Raw genomic sequence first — 24,435 nt, forward strand, 5'->3', positions numbered from 1 at the left:
TTCGGGCGGCTACTTCGAGGGCGAGGGGGTCTGGACGTGCGAGAGGTAGGCCGCTAGGTCTACCGTCGTCAGCATCCCGATGACGCCCTCCTCGTCGTCGACGACGGGGAGGTGATGGAAGCCGTGTTCGATCATCGTGTCCGCGGCGTCCCGGATCGACGCCTGCGGGCCGATCGTGACGACGTCGGTCGACATGTAGCGCTCGACGGTCGTCTCGGCTTTCGGCTGGCTCTCGGCGACGATGCCGACGAAGTCCGTCGTCGTCAGGATCCCCTCGACCCTGCCCGCGTCGTCGACGACGACGAGCGAACCGATCCCGTCCTCGATCATCGCCTCGGCGGCCGTCTCGACCAGCGTGTCGGCGGTCACCGACTGGACCTCCGCGGACATGAGCCGCGCGACGAAGATGTCGTCCATACCCCGTAGTTCGGAGCCACCGGGATAGGCGTATCGACACCGGAGACACCCACCGCGCGACCTCCGGTCGGCCTCCGGGAGACGCCATCGACGCTATACGCTGCCGGAGAAACGTTTAGGGAGGGCCGGACCCCCAGTCGACCCGATGCCAGAGAACCGCGTCGTCGAGGGACGGATGGTGACAGCGGAGAAACTCGCCGAACTGATCGAGGGCGAGTCCGTACTGGAAGCCGAGTCGATCGAGGACGCCGACCGCGAGTGTCCCGACTGTGGCGGCGACGTCTTGACGGTCGGCTACATGCCCACGGTCACGGAGTTCGTCTCCGGCTACAAGTGCCAGGAGTGTTCCTGGGCCGAGACCAACCGCGAATAGGCGAGATCGGGGGGCGACCCCAAACTATTGAATCCCGGAGGGCGCCCCCGGCGTATGGACGACTCCCTCCGATACGGAATCGTCGGCTGTGCCGGGATCGGGAACACGCACGCCGAGGCCATCGCGGACGTCGAGGACGCCGACCTCGTCGCCTGCGCGGACGTAAACGAGGACGCGGCGAGGGAGTTCGTCGCCGAGCACGCCCCCGACGCCGAAACCCACGCGGAGGCGGGGGAGATGGTCCGCGAGAGCGACGTCGAGGCGGTCAGCGTCTGCACCCCGAGTGGCACCCACGCCGACGTCGCCTGCGAGGCCGCCGAGGCCGGCGCCCACGTCCTCTGTGAGAAACCCCTCGACGTCTACCGCGACCGGATCGACCGGATGATCGACACCTGCAAGCGAGAGGGCGTCACCCTCGCGGGCGTCTACCAGAAACGGTTCGAGCCCCACGCCCGGCGGGCCAAGCGGGCGATCGAGGAGGGCGAACTCGGCGACCCCGTCTCCGCGTCGCTGACGGTCGACTGGTTTCGCTCCCAGCCCTACTACGACTCCGGGGAGTGGCGGGGCACCCGCTCGATGGACGGCGGCGTCCTGCTGAACCAGGCGATCCACGCCATCGACCGCCTCCAATGGCTGCTGGGCGGCGTCGAGAGCGTGAGTGCGATGACCGACACGCTCGCCCGCGAGATGGAGAGCGAGGACACCGCCGCCATCGCCGTCCGGTTCGAAAGCGGCGCGCTCGGTACGATTCAGGCGACGACGGCGACCAAGGGCGGCTCCCGGCGGACGGAAGTGAACGCCACCGAGGGCACCCTCGAGATCGAGGGCGGCGAGCTCTCGATCGAGGTCGGCACGGGCGAGGAGAGTTACTACGGTGCCGAAACCGAGTCCCTTGAGGTCGAGGGCGTGGCCCACGACTGCGGTGCGGGCCACGTCGGCGTCGTCCGGGACTTCGTCGAGGCGATCCGAACGGGACGCGAGCCGGAGGTGCCCGCCCGCGAGGCCCGCGTGGCCGTCGACACGATCCTCGCGGCCTACGACTCCTCGGAGACCGGCGAACGGATCGAGCTGTAGACGGGCTGATCCGTGCGATCGCGGCGGAACGGCTTCTGCGGACTGGTTCACGTGGGCGCCGAAAGTATATAGTCGTCCGGTCGACAGGAGAGGGCATGTCGGAACTGCCCCTCGAGACCTACTACGATCTGACCCAGGTCGGCGAGGTCGCCGTCTCGCCCGACGGCGATCGGGTCGCCTTTACGGCCACCGAGTACGATCCCGACGAGGACGAGCCGGTCGCCTCGCTGTTCGTCGCGCCCGCCGACGGCTCGCGGGAGCCACACCGCCTGACCCGGCTCCCCGGCGCCGGCTCGCCCAAATGGGGGCCCGAGGGCGACCGGCTCGCCTTCCTCGCCGGCCGCGAGGAAGACACCGAACGGCGCGTGGGCCGGGACGACGAGGACGAGGAAAATGGAGGTGACGACCCCAAGAGCCAGGTCTGGCTGTTCGATCTCGCGCTGGGCGGCGACGCCACTCAGCTCACCGAGTTCGACGAAGGAGTCCGCGAGTTCGACTGGAGCCCCGAGGCCGACCGCTTGGTGGTCTCGGCACGGGACCCCGACGAGGCCGAGGAGGCGTATCTCGAAGGTCGCCGCGAGGAGGGCGCCCCGATCGAGACCGAACGGCTCCAGCACAAACTCGACGGCGTCGGCTACACCGACACCGTCACGACCTACTTGTTCGTCGTGAGCGTCGGGGAGGAGGGAGAGCCCGACCGGCTCGACGACGCCTACGGCGGCGGGGCGATGGAGGGCCTCCGGGGGCTCCAGCCCGCGTGGGGCGCGGGCGACCGGATCGCCTTCCTCTCGACGCGGACCGACGAGCCCGACGACACGATGGTCGCCGACGTCTACACGATCGACCCCGACGGTTCGGGCCTGAAACGGTTGACCGACGGGGACCTCGGCTGTGGAGCCCCCACCTGGTCGCCGTCGGGCGACCGGCTGGCCTTTGCCGCCGGCGATCCCGAAAACTGGTGTAAACCCAGCGAGGTCTACGTCCACGACGGAGAGGGCTACGAGTCGCTGACCCCCGATCTGGACCGGACGGTCGCCCGCGGCGGGGCGCCCCGGTGGACCGACGAGGAGACGCTCCACGTCGCCATCGCCGACGACTCGCGGACGCGCCTGCTGCGGATCGACGGCGTCGGAGGTAGCGGTAGTGGGGACGGTGAGAGCGACGATCCGGAACGCGTCTTCGAGGCCCAGGGCGACGACCGCGCGCTCGCGGGATTTCACGCCGACCCCGAGAGCGACCGCGCGGCCATCGTCCTCTCGGATCCGGCCGACGGCCAGGACGTCTATAGCGTCGGCGTCGGAGACCTGGACGCCGACGAGGAGCCCGACTCCCTGACCCGGCTCTCGAACGCCAACGAGGAGCTGATCGGGGAGTACGAGATGCCCGAGGCCGAGCGCGTCGAGTGGGAGAGCGACGGCTGGACGATCGACGGCGTCCTCTACACCCCGCCGGAGTTCGACGCCGCAGACGGCCCCGCGCCGCTCGTGGTCGCGATCCACGGCGGCCCGATCTCCTACGACGAGCCGATGTTTAGCTTCGCCCACGCGGCGCTCACCTCCCGAGGATACGCCGTCCTCCGCCCGAACTACCGCGGAGGCTCCTCGCGGGGCCGGAAGTTCGCCGAGACCCTTCGCGGGCGGTGGGGCACCGTCGAGGTCGAGGACATCGCCGCCGGCGTCGAGTTCGCCGTCGAGGAGGGGATCGCCGACCCCGATCGGGTGTTCGGCTACGGCTTCTCGTACGGCGGGATCGCCCAGGGCTTTCTCGTCACCCAACGGCCGGACCTGTTTACCGCCGCGGCGCCCGAACACGGCATCTACGATCTTCGATCCTCCTACGGCACCGACGATTCCCACAACTGGATGGAAAACGAGTACGGGCTTCCGTGGGAGGAGAGCGACAAATTCGATGCCTCTTCGGCGATCCTCGACGCCGGCGAGATCGAGACCCCCCTCCTGATCACCGCCGGACAGGAGGACTGGCGGTGTCCGCCCTCCCAGTCCGAACAGCTCTACGTCGCCGCCAAGAAGTCGGCGGGCGAGGCCCGCCTCGTACTGTATCCCGACGAACACCACAACGTCGGCACCCCAGAGCGGGCGATCCACCGGCTGGAGGAGGTGCTGGCGTGGTACCGCCGTCACGATCCCGCGGTCGAGGAAGAAAGCGAAGACATCCACGGGCGGCTGGAGGACGGCAAGGACGAGAACGGAGACGATAGCGACGAGGACGACTGAGATGGACCGCGGTACGTCACTTCCGGAACACCCGCGACCCGTTGGGAAGCTCTCGGGAGCAGGTACGGGCGACCACAAGGATGCCGTACAACTGTTCCCCCACGGCTCCTGTCTTCGGTATGAGAGGAGGGTGACGGAGCTACTCGAAGCGGTTCCGTTGACTATACAGATAGATCGTGAGAAGGAGAGAAAGTACAACGGTGATCATGGCACCAGTGTCACCACCAAGTACATCAATCCCACCCCGGAGCGCTTCGACGGAGAATAGAACCATTGCAGCCACCAATCCCCACAACGAGAGCGTCCACAATCCATACGCAGCAGCGAAGGAAACGGGAGTGAGAATCCAATGTAACGGTGACCCCTGAACAGCCAGCAGGAGACTACCAACTCCGATGAGAAGGCAGTAGACGGACACGATTTTGACACCAACTGTCGTAGAGTTGGATTGTCCCATGTGAAAGAATTGATATCCTTCAATTGATAAATCCCCGGGGTTCATCAAGATAGATTCATATTCCGAGTGGAAAACCCGTCGAACGTTCTACGAAATCAATCCCGTCCACTGCTCGATGGACCCAGGACCGTCCCGATCCGGGCCGTCCGATCTCCGACGCGCTACCAGGTCAGCCCCTCGTAGACCTCGAGTCCCCCCTCGTCGACGGCGATCCGGCGACCGTCAACGAGCACCCGGCGGTTCATCCCCGAGAAGTCCAGATCGTCGAACTCCGCCCAGTCGGTCGCGACGACCGCGCCGTCGGCACCCGCGAGGGCTTCGCTCGCGGAGTCGGCGTACTCGATACTCGGATAATCGGGCCGAACGTTCTCGGTCGCGACGGGATCGTAGGCGACGACGCTCGCGCCACGCTCCGTGAGATAGTCGATGACGTCCAGCGCGCGGGACTTCCGGACGTCGTCGGTGCCGGGCTTGAACGAGAGGCCGAGCACGGCGATCCGGGCGCCCTCGAGGGGAACCTCTGCCTCGAGCAGATCGACCAGTTTCCGGGGCTGTTTGTCGTTGACCTCGACGACGGCATCGAGCAGAGAGGGGTCGTACCCCTGTTCGCGGGCGCCCGCGCGGATCGCGTTGACGTCCTTGGGGAAACAGGAGCCACCCCAGCCCAGTCCCGAGCGGAGGAACCGGTCGGAGATCCGGTCGTCGAGGCCGACGGCATCCAGGACCTCGTAGGCGTCGGCGCCGTACGCTTTCGAGATGTTGCCGAGTTCGTTCACGAGGGAGACCTTCGCCGCGAGGAAGGCGTTGTTGGCGTACTTGATGAGTTCGGCCTCGCGAACCCCGGTCTCGACGAGATGGGTCTCCTCGCGTGCGAGGATCGGCTCGTACAGTTCCCGGACCGCGCCCCTCGCGACCGAGCTGTCGGTGCCGACGACGACCTTGTCCGGTTCGAGGAAGTCCGCCACTGCGGTGCTCATCCGGAGGAACTCGGGGTTCATCGCGAGGTGGAGGTCGCCGCCGACGCGCTTGCCCGAGCGCTCCTGAACGATGGGGCCGACGACGCCCTCCGTCGTCCCCGGCAGGACCGTGCTCTTGACGACGACGACGTGGTCGCCCTCCTTCTCCGCTAAGGCATCGCCGAGCGACTCGGAGGCCGCACGCATGATCGCGAGATCGAGGCTGCCGTCGTCGTTCTGGGGCGTGGGCAGACAGAGCAGGGTGAGATCGGTGTCGCGGACGGCCCCGTAGTCGGTCGTCGCCCGGAGACCGTTTCCGGCGTGAGCGGCGATCCGTTCGGCGAGGCCGGCCTCGTGGATCGGCGCCTCGCCGGCGTTGATCGTCTCGACGATGTCCTCGTCGATCTCGATATTGACGACGTCGTGGCCCAGGTCGGCGAGGCAGGCGGCGATCGTCGTCCCGACGTAGCCGCTGCCGATGATGGAGACGTTCATGGCCGGAGAGAGAACGGGTGGGGGTTAGTGGTTTTTGGGTTCGGACAGAGTGGGCGGGTCGCGATCGTCGCGACCGGTCGGGATCTCGAGCCGTCGGCGGCCGGAACGGCCCCGTCAGCCCCCAACCACTGGAACGTCGAAGGGGAGGTTGTCCGTCACGGTCGTCCGGAACCGCGTCGAGATGACCAACAGCACGCAGATGTACGCGCCCGCGCCGACCCCCACGAGCGAGACGACGAACGGCGCGTTGTAGTCGGCGATCCAATACGTTTCCCCGACCCCCCGCGCGGCGTAGACGACCCCGCCCATCGCCGCCGCGGCGATCCACTGGCGGCCGATCTCGGCGTAGGGAACCGCGAAGTCGACGAGGGTTCGGGCGTACCGAAACGAAAGCGAGAGCCCGACGGTCGCCGAGAGGAAGGTCGCGACCGCGGCCCCGACCCAGCCGACGGTGGGAACGAGCGCGAAATTGAGCAGGAGGTTCGAGACGATGAAGACGGCGTTGGCACGGAAGGCCAGATCGGGGCGGTCGACGGCTCCGAGCGTGTTGAGCAGTTGCATCGTGTACGTATAGGCCAGAAGCGCGGCGACGAGGATCACGAGCACGCTCGTTCCCTCGACGAACCCCTCGCCGTAGATGAGCAGCAGTCGATCCCCCAGAAGCCCCCCGCCGATCAGGCCGGGGATCAGGAGCAGGCCGGCGTACGCGAGGGCGTTCTCGACGAGGTTCGAGACGGCCCGAGAGTTGTCCTCGGCGGCCTCCTTGCTGATCTCGGGAAACAGCGTCGTGCTGATGGCGCTCCCGAAGATGTTCAGGAACTGTGTGATCGACCAGACGACCGAGTAGATCCCGACCAGCCCCGCGGGGACGAAAAAGCCGAGCACGATGATGTCGACCGAGTCGAACGTCTTCGCGCGCATGTTTCCGAGCCAGGAGAACTTCGCGAACTCGACCAGCCGCCCGAAGTGCTCCCGGCGCGGCATCGCGGGCCTGAACCCGAGGATCCACAGCGAGGCGATGCCGACGACGATGGCGCCGGCGGCGTAGCCGACCAGCATCCCGCTCAGCGCCCAGCCGGCCACGACGAGCCCGATCTGTGCGAGGCTTCGCAGACCCATCTTGACGGTCGCGAGCAGCGCATAGACGTGGACGAGGTGGTGGCCCTGGAGCGAGGAGAAGGCAAACGACCGGAGAAGTTCGGCGAAGACGAGGAGGACGACGAACACCGCGACCGGCGCGCCGACGTAGCGGTCGATCGCTCCCCGGAAGGCCAGCGTCGCCAGGGCGATGACGACGAACACGCCCCCCATCATCAGCCCGCCGGCGGTGATGTACGACGCCCGCTCTTCGCCCTCGCTCACGCGCTTGACGATCGCACCGGTAATACCGATCTTTCCGGCGATCGCGAGCCACGCGACGAGCGCGAGCGTGATCGAGTAGTAGCCGAGCACCTCCTCGCCCAGGAGTCGCGCGAAGTAGACCGTCGCGACGAACCCCAGCAGCGAGCCGACGACTTTCGAGACGAGATAGACGATCGACGTTTGGCCGAGACGCATTCCTCGAAGACTACCTGCCGTATCGGGCGCGGCGAACGGACTTATCGCTTGTCATCACGCGGTTTCGGTGGCCCCACGCGAGCGGATCCCGCGAGTTCGCTCGGACGACCGCCGTCGCCGTCGAGCGACGCCGAGCGGTCGAGACGCCACCGTTTTCACGCCCAGCCCGAAAGCGGAGGTATGAACCTCGACGGGCCGGTCGTACTGCTCACGGTGGACACGCTCCGGGCGGATCGGTTGACGCCCGACTGTTTCCCGGAGTCGTTCCCGCTCTTCGAACGGGAGTTCGCACGGTTCACGTCCGCGATCTCTCACGGCAACGCCACGCCACACGCGTTCCCGGGGATCGTGACGGGCTACCCCGTCGTCGGCAACGGCGAGTTCCGGTCGGGGGCGACGACGATCGCGGAGATACTGGGGGGAGCCAGTTCCGGGTTCTCGAACAACGCGCATCTGACCGCCGAACGGGGGTACGATCGCGGGTTCGACCGCTTTCACGACCTCTCGCCGCCGGACTCCCGGTCGCCCGTCGAACGGCTCAAGCGCATCGAGGCTCTCCGCGACTCGGAGACGGTCGTCAAAGCCTACCGGCTGTTGCGCAGGCTCCGGGACGCGGCGAAATCGAACGGGGAGGAGGGCGTCGTCCACCCGTTCCCGAACCCGAAGACGACGGCCGATGTCGTCACCGAGTTCGTCGTGCGCCGGCTCGGCAAGGCCGACGACTTCGTCTGGGGTCACTACATGGACCCCCACAAGCCGTTTCATCCCGACCAGGCCGTCGACGGCCCCGAGATCGACCGCTCCTACGAGGAGATCGAGCACCTGAACTCCTACGAGCACACGAGAGATCCCGTCGACGAGGACGACATGGCGTTTCTGGAGTCGCTGTACGACTCGAACATACGGTACCTCGACCGGGAGCTGGCACGCTTGTTCGAAACCATGCGCGAGCGGGGCGTCTACGACGACGCGCTGATCGTCGTCGTCGGAGACCACGGCGAACTGTTCGGCGAACACGGGCTGATGTTCCACCCGATGGACGTCGATCCGGTCGACGAGCTGGTGCGGACACCGCTGCTCGTGAAGTATCCCGACGGAGCCCACGCCGGGGAGACGTTCGACCACCTCGTCCAGCACGCCGACGTCCTGGCGACGATCGCTCGAGTAACGGGAATCTCGTCGCCGGCGATTCCGGAGACCGCCCATCCGTTGACCGAGACCGACCCGAGACGGGTGATATCGAAGTCGAACACCTCGATCCGGCTCACCGAGCCCGACGGCGTCGCGTTCGTCCGGCGGGACGGGACCGAAAGCGGGATCGAGGAGGTGTCCGAGGAGGGACGGGAGCGACTCGAGGAAGCCGAGTTCCCCGCCGTCGAGACCACCGGCGGAACGGTAAAGGGGGTCGAGGAGGCCGAACGGAAGCGGCGGTTGGAGGCCCTGGGCTACCAGTGAAAAAGGAGGGCCGTCACATGGAAGGCCCGCGCATAACCGGCTGGCCGTCGGAACCTCGCGGATGGGAGCCGCCTACCTCGAACGGGCCCTGGACCGGGCCGGACTGCTCGAGCCGACGAGTCGTGCGTACAACTCCGTACTCCGGTACCGAAACGGCGCGACGCTCGCCACCGAGGTCGGCGGCCTCACCGCGCGGTTTTACACCGAAAGTGCCCCCGAATACGCCCACGTTCGCAACTTCTGGATGGACGACCTCGGCGGCGAGCGGGCGGTCCTCGAGCGCTTCCTCGCCGACCTGGTGCCCGAGGACGTCGTCTACGACGTCGGGGCCAACGTCGGAACGTACACCTGCTTCGCACAGCAGGTCGTCACCGAGGGTCAGGTCCACGCGTTCGAACCCCACCCGGAGAACGCCGCCCGCCTCGCTGACAACGTCCGCGAGACGGGGGATAGGGGAGTGACGCGGATCCACCGGGTCGCGGTCTCGAGTGATTCCGGGAGAATATCGCTCGCCGTCGGCGGGGGCGTCGTCGGGAAGGGGACCCACAACGTCCTCGACAACGGCGAGTCGTCGATCCCGGTGGAGGCCGAGCGGTTGGACACCTGTATCGAGGAACACGGCCTCCGGAGGCCGGACGTGCTCAAGATCGACGTCGAGGGGGCGGAGGATCGAGTTCTCGAGGGTGCCGAGGAGACACTCGAGGGCGCACGCCTCGTCTACGTCGAGGTCCATCCCCAACACGGCGTCTCCCTCAACGGCGTCGAGAGCCGCCTCGAGGACGCCGGGTTCGCGATCGAACCCATGGAAGTGCGGGGGAGCCAGCCGTTTCTCCGCGCGTCGAGGAGCGGGGAATAGGCGTCGGCTGGAGGACGCCGAGCGACGGGATCCGGTCGCCGGCGCCGATCGGCCGACGCGGAAGCTACTGGATGTACCCGAGGTCGCGGAGCCGACCTCTCGTCTCGTCATCGAACTCCGCTCGCTCCCCGTCGTCGCCCCGGGACCACTCGATTTCCTCCCTCTCGAGGACGGCCGCGAGCTCGCTCGCCGTTTCGGGCTCATCGGCCAGTCGGTCCTGGGACTCGTCGGGCAACCGGTAGAGCGTCTCGGATCGCCCGTCGGTGACGTACTTGTGCTCCGTCGTCCGGACGGCGGTGATCGGGTCCTCGAAGAACTCGGAGCCGAAGTCGGGGTCGTGCTCGCGGTAGGCCTCGAGGTCCGCGACACCGCGCTGGCTGATCGCGTACCGTCGACCCGGTTCCCGCAGGTCGCGGCCCTCGAACCCCTCGGTGGATGCACCGGCGAGCGCGCCGATGGTATAGGAGAGGTCGACGTGCTGTGAGAGTTCGTCGGGCCCGTCGGCGACGTCGTCGATTCCCGCCGTGACCATCGGGACCTTGATCAGCCCGTCGTGACAGACGAGGTCGTGGCTGAGGAGTCCGTACTCGCCGAACAGGTCGCCGTGGTCGGCCGTGACCACGATCACGAGATCGCGATCCGAACGCGACCGGGCCGTCTCGATGATCTCGTGGGTCGTCCGGTCGGCAAAGCGGATCTCGGCGTCGTACAGCGACCGGATCGCCTCCCACTCCCCGTCGGTGAGGTCGAGGCCGGTCGCGACCCGCCGGGTCATCTCCTCGCCGTCCGCATAGAGGTCGGAGACGAGCGAACACGCCTCCTCGACGTCGAGGGGAGCGTCGGAGGGGTAGGTGTCCAGATACCGACTGGGGGGCAGATAGGGGTGGTGGGGCGAGAAGACGTGGGCGTACGCGAAGAAGGGGGAGGTGCCCGACCACCGACGCTTCAGCCAGCGCCTCGCCTGATCCCGGACCAGGTCGTTCTTCCCGTCGCGGACGTCCCGCCGGAGCGTCTCCGGATCGAGCGTCGGGCTCTCGAGGAACCGGGAGAGCAGACAGCGCCAGCTATCCCTGGCCACCTCGTCGATCCCGGCGAAGTTCGAGGGCGTCATCCGGACGAATTTCGAGTAGTCGAAGCCCCGGTCGAGGCCCGTCGCCGCAGAGAGAAACGAGTTCGAGGAGAACAGCGCCGTCTCGTAGCCCGCCCGCGAGAGGCGTTCGGGCAGCGTCTCGAGGTCGTCGGGGATCTTGTACTCGGCCTTCCCGTCGGTTCCCAGGTCGTGCGTCGAGAGGTGGGTCCCGGTCAGCATCGACGCCGACGACGGCGGCGTCCAGATGGAGGCGGCGATCCCGTTCTCGAACAGGGTCGCGTCCTCGCGCTCGCACAGCCGTTGGAGGTACGGAGTCGTGTTCCGGCCGTAGCCGTACAGCGGCGTGTGGTCCGCACGGACGCTCTCGAGGGTGATCCAGAGGACGTTGGGCCGCTCCATGGCCCATCGCACGCGCCGGGGCGCAAAAAGCCCACCACTCGAGGCGCTCTTCCGGGGAACGCTCCCTTTCGATCGCGGCGGTCCCGAGGCGGCCGACTGGGCTACCCCTCGCCGAAGAAGACGTCCTCGTAGGCCGCCGTCACCACCGGGATCGAGAACTCGTCCGCGCGTGCCGAGAGGATCTCCGAGTCGGGCGGGTCGGAGAGCACCTCCCCGATCGCGTCGGCCATCCGGTCGGGGTCCTTTACCGGGACCAAGGGGCCGTAGGTTCCGTCCTCGAGGATCTCGCTCGGGCCGCTCGGGCAGTCCGTCGAGACGACGGGGGTCCCACAGGCCATCGCCTCGATGAGGACGTTCCCGAACCCCTCGTACCACGACGAGAGGACGAAGGCGTCGGCCCGTCCCATATATTTGAACGGGTTGTCGACGAAGCCCGGAAACGCGACTCGCTCGTCGATCCCGAGGTCGTCGGCCAGCCGCCGGAGCGACGCCCGCCGGTCGCCCTCGCCCAGGAGGACGAGCCGCGCGTCGTCGTCCGCGAGGGCGGCGAACGCGCGAAGGAGCGTGTCGAACCCCTTCTGTGGGACGTGTCTGCCGGCGCTCGTCACCACCGAGAGGGAGGGGTCGTCGAACCAGTCGTGATCCATGGGCTCGGCGGCGCGGCGCCTGATCCGCTCGACGTCGACGGGGTTGTGGATCACCGTGGCCTCCACGCCGACGACCCGGCGGAGGTCCTCGCGAACGCCGCGTGAGACCGCGACCGTCCGGTCGGCGTAGGGGTACGCGATGGCTGCGAGCCGGAGCGCGAGCCGGTCTTTGATCCCGTCCGCGCTCGCCGAGGGCGTGTTGTGCTCGCTGACCACCAGCCGCGTCCCGACCCCGGCGAGTCGGTGTGCGGCGACCGCGGCGACGTTGATCTCGGTCATCATCGCGTAGAGGACGTCGGGCTCCCGCGCCCGGAGGTATCGCCGGAGCGGGAGGGCACTGGTCGTCACCCGCGAGGCGTCGAGCCCGACGACCGAGATCTCCGGGGGGAGTTCCTCGAGAAGGTCCCCCTCGGCCTCGACGAGAACGAGATCGACCGTGTGGCCGTTCTCGACGAGGCCCGAACAGAGGTTGAACGCGACGCGCTGGGCGCCGCCGATCTTCATCGAAGTCAGAAACACTGCGACGTGGCCCATCGTCTACTGTTCATCGGCGTACGGGCCCATAACTGGTTTGGGTTCGCTCGGCTTCGGCCCGCACGGAGCACGCCCTCGAGCGATCCCGCGGAGTGAGGACGCGACCGTGGTCTATTTGGATTCTCGGGGCTACGTCCCGGTATGAGCCGGAACGTCGTCCTCGTCTGTCTCGACACGGCCCGAAAGGACCTGTTCGACGAGTACGCACGCGAGATCCGGCGCCGGGCCGACGTCTCCTTCGAGGGGGCCCGGGCGGCGAGTTGCTGGAGCGTGCCGAGCCACGCGAGCATGTTCACGGGAACGCTCCCCTCCGAACACGGCATCCACTCGCACAACCCCTCGTTTTTCGGGCTCGATCGCGCGGAGACCGTGATCGGCGACCTCCCCGACCACACCGCGATCGGCGTCTCCGCGAACGCCTACGCGCGATCGGAGTTCGGGTTCGACCGGCTGTTCGACTCCTTCATCGACGTGAGCAGGGGAACGGTGTTCAACGAGGGGCTCGACGTCCCCGCCTGGCACGACCGGGAGGACCGCGAGGGCGTCCGGAAGTACCTCGCGTTCGCGCGGACGGTCGCCGGCCACGACCACCCCGCAAAGAGCCTCGCCAACGGCGTCGCGAACCAGGCCCACTACGCGCTCCCGAAGGTCGGGATCGCCAGCCCCCTCGACGACGGCGCCCGCGCGATCGCACGGAGCACGAAACGGCTCCTCGAGGACGCCGACGAGCCCTTGTTCCTCTTTGCGAACGTCATGGACACCCACGGCCCCCGGTCCCCGCGGCTTCCCTACGACGAGTCGATCCACGGCCTCCCCGCCGACTGGTCGTTCGGCCCGGACGACTGGGAGATCAACCTCGCCGAGGACCCCGAGCGCTTCGAGGCGGAGTTTCGCGACCTCCGGCGGCTCATGGCCGCGGAGGTCGAGTACACGGACCGGGTGGTCTCCCGATACATCGACCACCTCCGGGAAACGACCGACCGGGAGACGACGGTGATTGTCACCGCCGACCACGGCGAGAACGTCGGCTACGCGTCCGAGGACGGCCTCTACAAACACACGAGCAGTCTCTCTGAGGGACTGCTCCACGTCCCGTTCGTGCTCGTCAATCCGCCGGCGGGCTACGACCGGGTCGAGGAGGGGCTGTTCTCCCACGTCGATCTCCGGCGGCTAATCTGCGGGCTGGCCAACGGCGAGACGCCCGACGTCTTCCGGGAGTCGATCGCGGCCGAGACGGTCGGGATCTGTTCGTCCCACCGGGGCAACCTCGAAGAGGAGGACCTCGAGTACTGGGACCGGATGATCCGGTGTGCCTACCGGGGGACCGAGAAGGTCGAGTGGGACTCGCAAGGACGGAGCCGACGGTTCGAGATCGACCCGGACGCCCCGAGTTCGCAGACCGAGCTCGAGACCGACGTCGAGGTTCCCGGCTGGGCGCTCGAGCACTTCTCCGAGGAGATCACCGCCGTCAAGGAGCGGGCGGTGGCCGAGGACCGGTCGGCCGAGATCGAAGACGAAATCTCCGAGGACGCGATGGGCCGGCTCGAATCGCTGGGATACGCATAACGCGGGTCGAAACCGACCCGTCGTCGGAGTCAGGAACGGAGTCGGTCGATCAGCCGGCGACACGCCTCCCCGTCCTGGTGTTCGTAGAGGAGATCCCGCAGGTCCTCCCGCCGGGGGCCGTAGCCGTCCTCGCCCGACAGGGCGTCGTCGAGGGCTCGTTCGAACGCCGCCCACGTCGTGGCCCGCGGACCGGGCGCCCGCTCCTCGTAGTCGTAGACGAAGCCGATCTCCTCGGCGAAGGTCTCGCGGTCGTAGGGAACGAGGACGATCGGCCGGTCCAGGAGGAGGTAGTCGTGGTACAGCGAGGAGTAGTCGGTCACCAGGACGTCGATCGCGGGGAGGACCTCGTAGACGTCGTTTACGTCGTCGGGACCGAGCGCGCTCGCGCGGGGAACCTCGCGTTCGATCTCGGCCAGGCGGCGTCGCACGCGGTCGCTCGCCAGGTCGTGGGGATGGGGCCGGAACAGGAGCTCCGCGCGGTGGCTTTCGAGCAGCGAGGAGAGGTCGTCGACGGCCAGATCCTCGAAGGGGAGGAACTCGGTGTAACAGTCCTCCTCCCGGACGGGATCGTACTGGCGCCACGTCGGCGCGTAGAGAACGGTCTCGTCGGTCCGTTCGCGATCGAAGCCCGCGTGTTCTGCGAGCTGCGAGGAGGCCCCTCCGTCGCCGCCGGTCCAGAGTGGGTCGTGGCGCGGGTAGCCGGTGACGACGGGCTGGTCCTCGGAGACGCCCAGACACCGCCGCTGGACGTCCGCGACGAACGGCGAGGTCGCGGCGATCGTGACCCCGCTCGCCCGCCACCGCCGCGACTGGGCGACCTTCTCCGGCGAGACCAGTTCGGGGTTCGACGGGCAGAGCTGGGTGTTCTTGACCGACTCGCCGTGTCTGAGGTTGACCAGGCGAAGCGAATCGGGGACGAGCGCGGTGTCGGGGGCGATGTCCGCCGTCGAGTGGGTGAAAAATCCGGTGTCCGCCCGGAGCAGCGTCGAGATCCCCGCCCGGGAGAGGACCATCTCGACCGGTTTGCCCGCCGCCCGGAGGTCGTCGTACACCCGCCGGTTCTTCGTCATCCAGACCGCCTCGACGTCGGGTTCGTTCGCCAGCACCCACTCGTAGAGGTACTTGGCGTTGTCGGCGTAGAACTCCCCCGCGTTCGAGCCGAAGACGTACAGGTCCTCGCGACTCCCCGCCAGCCGGGCGGCTCCGGTCGTGACGGCACGGGCGGCGCGGCCGACCGACCGGCTCCCGGTCAGCCGGTCGATCGGGTCAGCCATGAATCGTCCGCGCCCGCTCGAGGTCCTCGACCGTGTCGATCTCCGACCAGGAGTCGGCATCGACCTCGACGGTCTCGACCCCGATCCCTCGAGCGGTCAGTTCGTTCAACACGTCGTGCCAGTAGACCCGCGACTCGCTCTCGAGGAGGGTCTCGACCGCGTCGTCGAACGCCTCGCGGGAGGCGGCCCCGCGGACGGCGACGAGGCCGGCGGACTTGGCGACCGGCTCGCCCGAGATCGTCTTGCCGACCTCCGCAAGGCGGCCATCCTCTATTGTCAGGTTCATGTCGTCGGGCGAGAACTCCTCGGCCGGGGAGACGGCGAGGTAGATTCCGTCGGCGCCGGAGTCCGTGACCGCACGCAGGGCGTCGGGGCCGTAGATGGTGTCGCCGTTCTGGACGAGGAAGTCGCCGTCACCGGCCGCGTCGATCCCCTTCGAGAGCGAGTAGACGGGACCCGTGGAGTCGTAGCGTTCGTTCTCGACGAGCGAGATGGGGACGTCCCCGGAGCGGGCGCCGACGGCCGAGCGAAAGCAATCGGCCTCGTAGCCGACGACGACGACGGCCTCCCGGACCGATCCGACGCGTTCGGAGGCGTCCATGGTGAGGTCAAAGATCGACTCCCCGTCGGAAACCGTGACGAGCGGTTTCGGGTCGTCGGCGGTCAGCGGCCGGAGCCGGGTGCCTTTCCCGGCCGCGAGTATGATCTGTTTCATTGAGAGAGGGGTTCTCTCCGTCTTCGAGGCAGCTACCAATGGGCTTTTTGATGAGGCCGTGCTCTCGACGGGTGAATCGTCGTATGGATCACGAACCATCGGTCGCCGTCTGCGTTCCCGTCTACAACGATCCCGAGGGAGTACGGACGACGGTCGAGTCGCTGCGCCCCCAGACCGACGACCGGGGGGCGCCTCTCTGCGTCGTCGACAACGCCTCGACGGACGAGACCCCGGACGTGATCCGCCGGTACGCCTCCGAGGGGTCGGTCACACACCTCCGCGAGGGCGACGTTCAGTCCTCCTACGCCGCCCGCAACACTGCCGTCCGGAACACCGAAAGTGAGGTGCTCGCGTTCGTCGACGCCGATATGACGGTGCCCGAAGGCTGGCTCGAATCGGCGCTCGCTACGTTCCGGTCTGCGGACGCCGACTACATGGGCTGTACCGTCGAACTCACGCTCCCGGAAACCCCCTCGCTCGTGGCCCGCTACGACCACCATACGGGGTTCCCCGTCGAGCAGTACATAGACCGCCAGCGCTTTTCGCCGACGTGCTGTCTGTTCGTCCGCCGGGAGGTGTTCGAGGACGTCGGCCTCTTCGACCACCGGCTGATCTCCGGGGGCGACAAGGAGTTCGGAAACCGGGTCCACGACGCGGGCTACGAGATGCACTTCGCGAGCGACGTCACGATGTTCCACCCCGTCCGGGACTCCCTTCCGGCCCTCGTACGGAAGGACTTCCGCGTCGGCCGCGGACTCTGTCAGCTCCAGCGCTACCATCCCGAGCGCTACGGTACCCCGGGCGTTCCGCCCCGACCGACGGGCGTCAAGTCACCGGATCGAAGCCTGCCCCTCGAGGACCGCCTGGCCTTCGGCGCGCTCGCGAAGGCGATGGTCGGCGTCAGGGGACTGGGCTACGGTCGGGAGTACCTCGCCGCCCGCCGGGACTCGGGGGAGGGCTCGCGGTCCGGGCCGCCCGAACTCGACTTCCGTTAGTCCTCGCCGACGAGCGAGTCGCTCGCCCGGAGGAGCCCGTACAGGTAGCCGAAGCCGACCGCCGCCGTGAACACGAGGATCGCGACCAGCTGTTTTACCTTCGGGACCGTGGGCTCCTCCAGGAGGTCCCGGACGCGCATCGGGACGAACCGGCCCAGGAGCTGGCGGAGGTAGTCACCCTTGTCGCCGGCGGCCTGGGGGAGCAGGAGGTCCATGATCCGCTTTGAGTACCCCTGCCAGAACGAGCGGGCGACGAGCCAGCGGAAGTCCCCACGATACGGAAAGAGGGTGTGGTTGACCCTCGCGTGCGTGTTGTAGATCACGCCCCGGCCGGTCGCCTCCCGGAGCCGGATACAGACCGGGGCCTCGTGGGCCTGGATGTGACGGTCGCCCTTCCGTCCGGTGTTGCCGTCGTAGCCGCCGACGGCGAGGAAGGCCTCGCGCCGAAAGGAGATGTTCGAGCCGTAGGTGTTTCGCAACTCCTCCATGTGTTCGCCCATCCCGCGTTCGTCACAGCCGACGAGCCAGTAGAACTCCGCGGGGAAGAAGTCGGGTTTTCCCTCCACCCAGTCGGGGACGACCCGTCCGCCGACGGCGACGGTCCCCTCGTCGTACACCCGGGCGAGTTCGGCGATCCAGTCGGGTTCTGCGACCGCGTCGTCGTCGATGAAGGCGACGACCTCCCCGGAGGCGAGTTCGGCGCCCCGCGTCCGGCTGTAGGAGACGCCGCGGGTCTCCTCGTTGCGGTGGATCGAGAGTTCCTCGCGCCCGCCGAACTCCTCGCGGGCGCGCTCGTAGACCGCCTCGTTGCCGTCGACGACGACGACCACCTCGAGGGGCTCGTACGTCTGGGCGAGCACGCTCTCGAGGCAGTCGGCGAAGACGTCGTAGCGCTCCATCGTGTGCGTACAGACGACGACGGAGACTTCCATCGACTGGCGATTGCCAGAGGGCAGGAATAAGCGTTTCCGTCGGCGTATGGGAAGACTTATTCTCGGCGTGGGGCTGTGTGGCCCCAATGGGTGGCGACGCCGACCGCACGGACGGGCGATCCGTCCGTGCGGGGATCGTGGACGTGCTCGAGGAGTATCCGCTGATCGTCGTCGCGCTCGCGATGGGCTTCATGTTTCGCTCGCGGGCTCGCTCGTACGAACGGTTCCTGACGAACGACGGCGAGCCCGCTCTCGCGGGGATCGATCCGTGGTACCACTGGCGGACGGTGCAGTGGACCGCCGAACACTACCCGCATACGATGCCGTTCGAGGTCTGGACGGGCTTTCCCACCGGCCGGTACGTCGGCCAGTTCGGGACGCTGTTCGACCAGATCATCGTCACCGTCGCGATGGTCGCCGGGCTGGGCGATCCCTCGACGGAGACGCTGTATCTCGTCTCGTTGCTGATCGTTCCCGCGATGGCCGCGCTCACGGCCGTCCCGATCTACTTCGTCGGGCGCCGGCTGGGCGGACGACTCGGCGGCGTCGTCTCGGTGCTCCTGCTCGCGCTCTTTTCGGGCGAGTTCTTCCGGCGGACGACGGCCGGCCAGCTCGACCACACCGCAGGCGAGGTGCTGTTCATGGCCGTCGCGGTGCTCGCGCTGATGGTCGCCCTCGGGGTGGCCGAACGCCACAAGCCCGTCTACGAGCAGCTCCTGGATCGGGACTGGCGGGGGCTCAGGACCCCGACCCTCTACGCGGTCGCCGCCGGGATCGCCCTGACGTGCTACATCTGGGTCTGGCCCTCCGGGATCGTCCTGATCGGGATCGTCGGGGTCTTCTTCGGCGTCCATCTCGTCGTGGACTACGTTCGCGGCGTCTCCCCCGACCACGTCGCCTTCGTCGGCGTCGTCGCGCTCGGGACCGCCGCCGTCGGGACGCTGGCGCTGCTCGAAGAGCCCGGAACGAGCATCACGAGCTTCGGCTACCTCCAGCCGATCACCGCCGCGCTGGTCGCCGCCGGATCGGTCTTCCTCGCCGCTCTCGCCCGCGGCTGGGACCGTCGGGGGATCGACCGGCGGCTCTACCCGGTCGCCGTCGCGGGGCTGGCCGCCGCGGGGCTGGCCACGCTCGCGGTCGTCCTCCCCGACGTCTACGAGACGCTCGTGAGCAACCTCACGAGTCGGCTGCTCCCGATCGATCCCTCGACGGGCACGCTGACGATCTCGGAGGCCCAGCCCCCCGAGAACTTCCGCCAGCGATCGGTCGAGGAGTTCGGAACGGCGTTTTACACCATGTTCGCGGGGCTGGCGCTCCTGCTCGCCCGGCCGCTGACCGGACGGCCCTACCGCGCGGAGTACACCCTCGTGATCGTCTGGGCCGCGTTCCTGACGAGCATGGCGATGACCCAGGTCCGCTTTTTCTACTACTTCGCCCTGCCCGTCGCGGCGGGCAACGCCGTCCTCGTCGCCGACGTCGCTCGCCTGGTCCGCGTCGAGTTCGACGCCGACCCCCGGGAGACCCTCTCGTCGATCGAGACCTACCAGGCCATCGCTGTCGTGCTCGTGGTCGTCCTGCTGTTCGCGCCGATCGCGCCGCCGCTCGCGGACACGACGGCCTGGGAGGCCGGCGACCACACCGGCCCCCACTCCGACGCGATGGTCTGGGACGGCGCAAACGAGTGGCTCCAGGGCAACAGCCCCGAGCCCGGCAACTACGGCGGCGCCGGCAACGCCGACGAACTCGAGTACTACGGCGTCTACGACCGCCCCGCCGACGGCGACTTCGACTACCCGGAGGGCGCCTACGGCGTGATGTCGTGGTGGGACTACGGCCACCTGATAACCGTCCAGGGCGAGCGGATCCCCCACGCGAACCCCTTCCAGCAGAACGCGCGCTCGGCCGCCGCCTTCCTGACCGCCCAGTCCGAACGCCGCGGCGAGGCGGTCCTCGACGGGATCTCCGCGGGCGAGCCGGTCGTCGACCGACCGACGGAGGAACTCGAGTCCGTGGAGGCGGGCGACGAGGAGATGCGGTACGTGATGATCGACGACGAGATGGCCGGCGGGAAGTTCGGCCCGATCACCCGGTGGGCGGGCCCGAGCTACGGGAGCTACTTCGGCCAGGGCGAGTACACCGTCGACGGCGAGGAGCGGTTGCTCGCGGCGCCCGACGACTACTACGACACGATGCTCGCCTCGCTGTATCTCGATGACGCGAGCGGCCTCGAAGGCTACCGGCTGGTCTACGAGAACAATGACTACGCCGTCTGGAGTACGGCCTACGAGGGCTCGACGTACTTCGACTCCGAACGGTTCGACAACCTCCGGCTCATGGACGGCACGCCGCTTTCGGGCGAGTGGAACGCCCAGACCCGCTCGTTCTACGACCGGTACGCCACGGCCCGTGTGGCCGGTGAACCCACCAATTTCGGGATCGAGTCCCACGTCGTCTCCTCGGTGAAGACCTTCGAGCGCGTCGAGGGCGCGACCCTTACGGGATCGGTCGACGACGCCCCGGCGAACGCGACAGCCTACGCGACGGTCGAACTCGAGACCGCTCCGGGCCGAGTCTTCACCTACACCCAGCAGGCGGAGGTCGAGAACGGGTCGTTCGAGCTGACGGTCCCCTACGCGACGACCGACGAACTCGGCACCGAGGACGGCTACACGAACAGCAGCGTCGAGGCGACCGGCGACTACGAGGTCTTCGTCGGCACCGCGGGCGAGAACGGGAGCGTCGAGCAGGCCTACGTCGGGGAGACCGCCGTTCCCGAGACCGCCGTCGTCGAGGGCGAGGGGATCGACGTCGAACTCGAGGCGGGCGGCGAGACGGTCCCCGATCCGACCGCGGAGACGACGGCCGACGGCGAGCCGGTCGGCGTGAGCGTGGACGACGGGAACGAGAGCGGCGACGGGGAGAACGACTCCGCGGACGACACCGCCGACCTCCGGCTGCCGGCGAGGGCGCGGTAGCCCACGCACGACCCGGTGTCGGAACCGCCGCCGCGCGCCCGACGTTCTCCGACAGGCGGGATTGGTACGAAGGGGTTCAGATTGACGGACTTTCCAGCCGTCGGGTCCATCGGAGATGTCGAACGGCAAGAGTACACAGCGAGGGCTCCAGACCGGCGATATCCCCCCAAATCATTATACGGAAAGAGCAAGTAAATCCGATAACCCGGTGACGAATCGTCTTCTCTATGCCTACAATTATTAAATAATCCCTCTGGAACTTTTAGATAAGTTGATTACCAAAGGAAATTATTGTTAGAGTGCGATGGAAGCAAAAGACGACCTCAAGGCGTACATCGAATCGAACCCCCGAATGATCGGCGCGCTGTTCACCGTGATGCTGCTGCTCAGCCAGGCTGGATCGGTGGCAGCAGGAGCTGTCTCTTCAAATCCCGGTCCGTGAAGATCAGCCAGATGATAGGTAGTTGAAGCCGGTTGCCTGCTACAGGAAATCAATCGAAGTAAGGTTCTCGTTCCAGATCAACTCGTTGCCGTGTAAGATTGGGACGTCTATCCACAGAAGATACTCGCTGAGCCTCGGATGCTCTATAGTCCCAAGTTCCATATCGCATGGAGTCAGGCGTTTTTCGATATTTGATTCAATATTTGGGCTGCTGACTGTTCCGACGGGGAGTTCTTTGGTGGGATAAGTCCGAAGGACAACATCGTAGACATCACCTTGCTCTTCTATCTTGACGACAGTAGGAGCTCCTCCGTCGGTCTGAGCAATATCGGTAGATCCATCCCCGACGATCAAGTACCGATTACCCAAAACTGTTGTCTCCCGTGCAAGTTCAAGGGCCGCACGAAGCGGGAATCCCAAATTCAGCAACCGAGCGATGGTCTCGCCCATCTCCACGGCGCCTTCGTTGGCGACGTCGGCGAGGGTGGCGACGCCGCCGAAGGCGCCGCGCTCGGCCATCGCGTACCCCTGCTCGTAGGAGCGACAGGCGTTGAGGAAGAAGACGCCGAGGTCGATCGAGGGGAGCGTCCGAACGTCGAGTTCGCCGTCGGAACACCGGAGGCCGTTGGGGGTCGCGTGGCCGATGTAGTGGAGGAAGTCATAGCCGCCGTCGGTCAAGAGATCGGCGAGTTCGTCGGTCGTCACGCCGAACTCCGAGTGGACGTCGAAGGGGAGGGTCTCGCGCGCGCCGTAGGTATCGTCCAGGACGTCGTGTTCCTCGATCATCCGCGCGTCGTTGCAGACCAGCAGGATCTCGATCGAGCGGTTGCGCTCGCCGCGCTCAAGCTGGCTTCGAAACGCCTCGATGGTCCCCTTCGAGGCGCCGCGGGGGACCTGCGAGCCGAACCAGGCGTGTTCGATCGACTCGCCGGTGACGTCGGGTTCGACGAGGTCGAGCCCGTCGTCCTCCCCGGGCGTGAACACCGGCGCGCGGGCGGTGCCCGCAGAGCGGAGGAGCTGGGCCTCCCCGGCGGGCCGGTCTGCGACCGACTCGACGCGCTGTCCGCTTGGCTCCCGGACGATCCCCAGTTCGTTGACCACGAACGGGAGGACCTCGATGCCCTCCGGAATCGAGGGGACGTGGGCGGTCAGCGACCAGCGGGGGACGTACGGCTCCAGCAGGTCGACGGGAACGTCGAGGTAGCGATCGAGCCGTTCGGTAAGCGACGCGCGATACGTCTCACTGAGCGAGAAGGGGAGCCGCCCGTCGAGGGCCGAGCGTTCGTAGAGGTCGTACTGGAAGAGCCCGTTCATGCGGACGAGACAGTCGAGCAGGAAGACGTGTTTGAGCGTCCGGGCGACGTCGTCCTCGAGGGACATCCCGACGCCGAGCTCGTAGCGGTCGCGGTCGGTGACGATCGCGGGATCGCCGCCGGGCCGGACGTCGGCGCCGAGGTAGAACGCGAGGGGTGCGACGGTGTAGACGTTCCGGTGGGTCGCGGGCACCTCGATCGTCACCGGCGTCTCGATCGGCTCGATCGGGTCGGGGACGTCGAGTTCGGGCCCGCGCTCGATCAGCGGAGGGTGGCCCCGAAGGGTCGGCCAGGACCGCTCGGGGGAGGTCGTCTTGAGCGCCGAGGAGAACGCGGAGACCGCGCTCATCATCGACTCGGGGTCGTCGGGCGTGGTGATCGTCCCGTGGGGGTTCTCATGGAGCGAGCGCGCGCCGATCTCGACGTCGGTCGGCTCGGAGAACTCGAGACGGATCGAGTTGATCCCGGCCTCGAGCCGGGCGTCGCCGGCAACCCGACAGTAGACCTTGATCGGCCCACCCAGACCGACGAACTGCTCGTCGGCCCCGAGATGGATCGTCTCGCCAGCCTTCAGCCCCTTCTCCCACCGGCCGTCGCCGTCGTGGACGTCGACGGAGTACTTCTGGTCGAAGACGACGGACTCCGTCTCGATCGCACAGGCCGTGTCAACCGGGAAACAGAACTCCGTCTCCGGGATCGGCCGGGGCGCGGCCGGTTCCGGCGTTCGGATGTGCAGTCGCCGTTGCTCGATCGGATCGTACATCTCGAGCCCTGCGGGCTCCGTCGTGCCGTCGAATTCGATCACCATGCCACCGGTCCTTGTTACCCCCGATACCGTTCGGACCACCAAAAACTATCCGCCGCCGGGAGATACATACCAGTTTCGGTTAACGACCGGGCGGGGACAAGTGAGCCGGCGCGAGAGCCGTTCGTACGACGCCGACCGCGAGGGTTTAGGCCCGAGCGACCGAACCCGGGGCAAATGGCTTCGGACCCGCCGCTCGTCCTCGACATCGACGGCACGCTCACCCGCCCCGAGGGGTTCGGAATCGACCCCCGGATCTTCAACCCCCTCCTCGAATGGGACGCGCCGGTCGTGCTCGCGACGGGCAAGGCCTTTCCCTACCCGATCGCGCTCTGTCACTTCCTGGCGATTCCCGAGATCGCCGTCGCCGAGAACGGCGGCGTCGTCTACACCGGCGAGGAGGTGACCGTCACGGCAGACCGAGCGGCCGCCCAGGCCGTCCTCGAGGAGTACCGGGAGGCGGGCTACGCCGCCGGCTGGGGCGGCGACGACACGATCAACCGCTGGCGGGCGACCGAGGTGGCGATCAACCGCGACCAGCCCCGCGACCCCCTGGAGGCGATCGCCGCCGACTACGGCCTCGAAGTGATCGACACCGGCTACGCCTACCACGTCAAGGATCCCACGGTGACGAAAGGCCAGGGGTTGCTCGCGCTCGGGGAGGCCGCGGGTATCGAGGTCGCGGAGGCGGTCGCGGTCGGCGACTCGATCAACGACGTCTCGACGTTCGAGGTCGTCTCCCGGAGCTTCGCGGTCGCAAACGCCGACGCTGACGCCCGCAAGGCGGCCGACGAGGTCCTCGAGGAGACACACGCCGACGGCACCCTCGCCGTCGTAGAGCGCGTTCGCGCGAGCGGGGAGTGAACCCGGGGAC

Annotated in this window: 20 protein-coding genes; 11 read left to right on the forward strand and 9 right to left on the reverse strand. The window is 67.6% G+C overall.

Going from position 1 to position 24,435, the window contains the following annotated elements; genetic code table 11:
• Positions 1-9 precede the first annotated feature (9 nt).
• Positions 10-417, reverse strand: coding sequence for a CBS domain-containing protein (locus DVH23_RS01840; protein ID WP_114575721.1), 408 nt, complete (start codon positions 415-417; stop codon positions 10-12).
• 145 nt (positions 418-562) lie between these two features.
• On the opposite strand from DVH23_RS01840, the gene DVH23_RS01845 reads away from it, so the two are divergent.
• The 4 genes from DVH23_RS01845 to DVH23_RS23420 all read left to right on the forward strand — a co-directional run bounded on the left by DVH23_RS01845 (position 563) and on the right by DVH23_RS23420 (position 4,366).
• On the forward strand, positions 563-790 hold the full coding sequence (locus tag DVH23_RS01845; protein ID WP_114575722.1) for a DUF5795 family protein: 228 nt from the start codon (positions 563-565) through the stop codon (positions 788-790).
• 54 nt (positions 791-844) lie between these two features.
• Entirely contained in the window at positions 845-1,864 is a 1,020-nt protein-coding gene (locus DVH23_RS01850) for a Gfo/Idh/MocA family protein (protein ID WP_114575723.1), read from the forward strand.
• A 95-nt stretch (positions 1,865-1,959) separates the two neighbouring features.
• Positions 1,960-4,098, forward strand: coding sequence for a S9 family peptidase (locus DVH23_RS01855; RefSeq protein WP_114575724.1), 2,139 nt, complete (start codon positions 1,960-1,962; stop codon positions 4,096-4,098).
• 1 nt (position 4,099) lies between these two features.
• Positions 4,100-4,366 (forward strand): hypothetical protein, encoded by a 267-nt coding sequence (locus DVH23_RS23420; protein ID WP_157972301.1) that lies wholly within the window; start codon positions 4,100-4,102, stop codon positions 4,364-4,366.
• 350 nt (positions 4,367-4,716) lie between these two features.
• On the opposite strand, the gene aglM is transcribed toward DVH23_RS23420, so the two are convergent.
• Complete coding sequence (gene aglM / locus DVH23_RS01865; RefSeq protein WP_114575726.1) at positions 4,717-6,006, reverse strand: UDP-glucose 6-dehydrogenase AglM; 1,290 nt, start codon at positions 6,004-6,006, stop codon at positions 4,717-4,719.
• Between the two features lie 114 nt (positions 6,007-6,120).
• Entirely contained in the window at positions 6,121-7,563 is a 1,443-nt protein-coding gene (locus DVH23_RS01870) for an oligosaccharide flippase family protein (protein WP_114575727.1), read from the reverse strand.
• A 180-nt stretch (positions 7,564-7,743) separates the two neighbouring features.
• Between DVH23_RS01870 and DVH23_RS01875 the strand changes: the two genes are divergently transcribed.
• A complete protein-coding gene (locus DVH23_RS01875) occupies positions 7,744-9,018 on the forward strand; it encodes a sulfatase (RefSeq protein WP_114575728.1) in 1,275 nt (424 codons plus the stop codon).
• Positions 9,019-9,079: 61 nt separating this feature from the next.
• Positions 9,080-9,874, forward strand: coding sequence for an FkbM family methyltransferase (locus tag DVH23_RS01880; protein ID WP_114575729.1), 795 nt, complete (start codon positions 9,080-9,082; stop codon positions 9,872-9,874).
• Positions 9,875-9,938: 64 nt separating this feature from the next.
• On the opposite strand, the gene DVH23_RS01885 is transcribed toward DVH23_RS01880, so the two are convergent.
• Positions 9,939-11,363, reverse strand: coding sequence for a sulfatase (locus DVH23_RS01885; protein WP_114575730.1), 1,425 nt, complete (start codon positions 11,361-11,363; stop codon positions 9,939-9,941).
• 101 nt (positions 11,364-11,464) lie between these two features.
• The gene (locus tag DVH23_RS01890; protein WP_114575731.1) at positions 11,465-12,544 is read right to left on the reverse strand and encodes a glycosyltransferase; all 1,080 of its coding nucleotides are present in this window, start codon (positions 12,542-12,544) and stop codon (positions 11,465-11,467) included.
• A 141-nt stretch (positions 12,545-12,685) separates the two neighbouring features.
• Between DVH23_RS01890 and DVH23_RS01895 the strand changes: the two genes are divergently transcribed.
• Complete coding sequence (locus tag DVH23_RS01895) at positions 12,686-14,110, forward strand: sulfatase-like hydrolase/transferase (protein WP_114575732.1); 1,425 nt, start codon at positions 12,686-12,688, stop codon at positions 14,108-14,110.
• Between the two features lie 29 nt (positions 14,111-14,139).
• Here the strand turns inward: DVH23_RS01895 and DVH23_RS01900 are convergent, their stop codons facing one another.
• Entirely contained in the window at positions 14,140-15,384 is a 1,245-nt protein-coding gene (locus DVH23_RS01900; protein WP_157972302.1) for a CDP-glycerol glycerophosphotransferase family protein, read from the reverse strand.
• Positions 15,377-16,099: a sugar phosphate nucleotidyltransferase gene (locus tag DVH23_RS01905; RefSeq protein WP_198667808.1), complete on the reverse strand. Its 723-nt coding sequence runs from the start codon at positions 16,097-16,099 to the stop codon at positions 15,377-15,379. The genes DVH23_RS01900 and DVH23_RS01905 overlap by 8 nt, the downstream gene beginning before the upstream one ends.
• 83 nt (positions 16,100-16,182) lie before the next feature.
• Here DVH23_RS01905 and DVH23_RS01910 point away from each other — a divergent pair, with 83 nt between their 5' ends.
• Positions 16,183-17,094 carry a glycosyltransferase family 2 protein gene (locus DVH23_RS01910; RefSeq protein ID WP_114575892.1) on the forward strand — a complete coding sequence of 304 codons (912 nt, stop codon included), beginning with the start codon at positions 16,183-16,185 and terminating at the stop codon, positions 17,092-17,094.
• On the opposite strand, the gene aglG is transcribed toward DVH23_RS01910, so the two are convergent.
• Positions 17,091-18,026 carry a glucosyl-dolichyl phosphate glucuronosyltransferase gene (gene aglG, locus DVH23_RS01915; protein WP_114575735.1) on the reverse strand — a complete coding sequence of 312 codons (936 nt, stop codon included), beginning with the start codon at positions 18,024-18,026 and terminating at the stop codon, positions 17,091-17,093. The genes DVH23_RS01910 and aglG overlap by 4 nt on opposite strands.
• Before the next feature lie 86 nt (positions 18,027-18,112).
• Between aglG and DVH23_RS01920 the strand changes: the two genes are divergently transcribed.
• Positions 18,113-21,001 carry an oligosaccharyl transferase, archaeosortase A system-associated gene (locus tag DVH23_RS01920; protein WP_114575736.1) on the forward strand — a complete coding sequence of 963 codons (2,889 nt, stop codon included), beginning with the start codon at positions 18,113-18,115 and terminating at the stop codon, positions 20,999-21,001.
• A 304-nt stretch (positions 21,002-21,305) separates the two neighbouring features.
• On the forward strand, positions 21,306-21,443 hold the full coding sequence (locus DVH23_RS24070) for a hypothetical protein (RefSeq protein ID WP_198667809.1): 138 nt from the start codon (positions 21,306-21,308) through the stop codon (positions 21,441-21,443).
• A gap of 39 nt (positions 21,444-21,482) precedes the next feature.
• On the opposite strand, the gene DVH23_RS01925 is transcribed toward DVH23_RS24070, so the two are convergent.
• Positions 21,483-23,564 (reverse strand): hypothetical protein, encoded by a 2,082-nt coding sequence (locus DVH23_RS01925; RefSeq protein WP_114575737.1) that lies wholly within the window; start codon positions 23,562-23,564, stop codon positions 21,483-21,485.
• A 174-nt stretch (positions 23,565-23,738) separates the two neighbouring features.
• On the opposite strand from DVH23_RS01925, the gene DVH23_RS01930 reads away from it, so the two are divergent.
• The gene (locus DVH23_RS01930) at positions 23,739-24,425 is read left to right on the forward strand and encodes an HAD-IIB family hydrolase (protein WP_114575738.1); all 687 of its coding nucleotides are present in this window, start codon (positions 23,739-23,741) and stop codon (positions 24,423-24,425) included.
• Positions 24,426-24,435 lie beyond the last annotated feature (10 nt).

The sequence above is a fragment of the Saliphagus sp. LR7 genome (assembly GCF_003344565.1).
GTDB lineage: Archaea > Halobacteriota > Halobacteria > Halobacteriales > Natrialbaceae > Saliphagus > Saliphagus infecundisoli.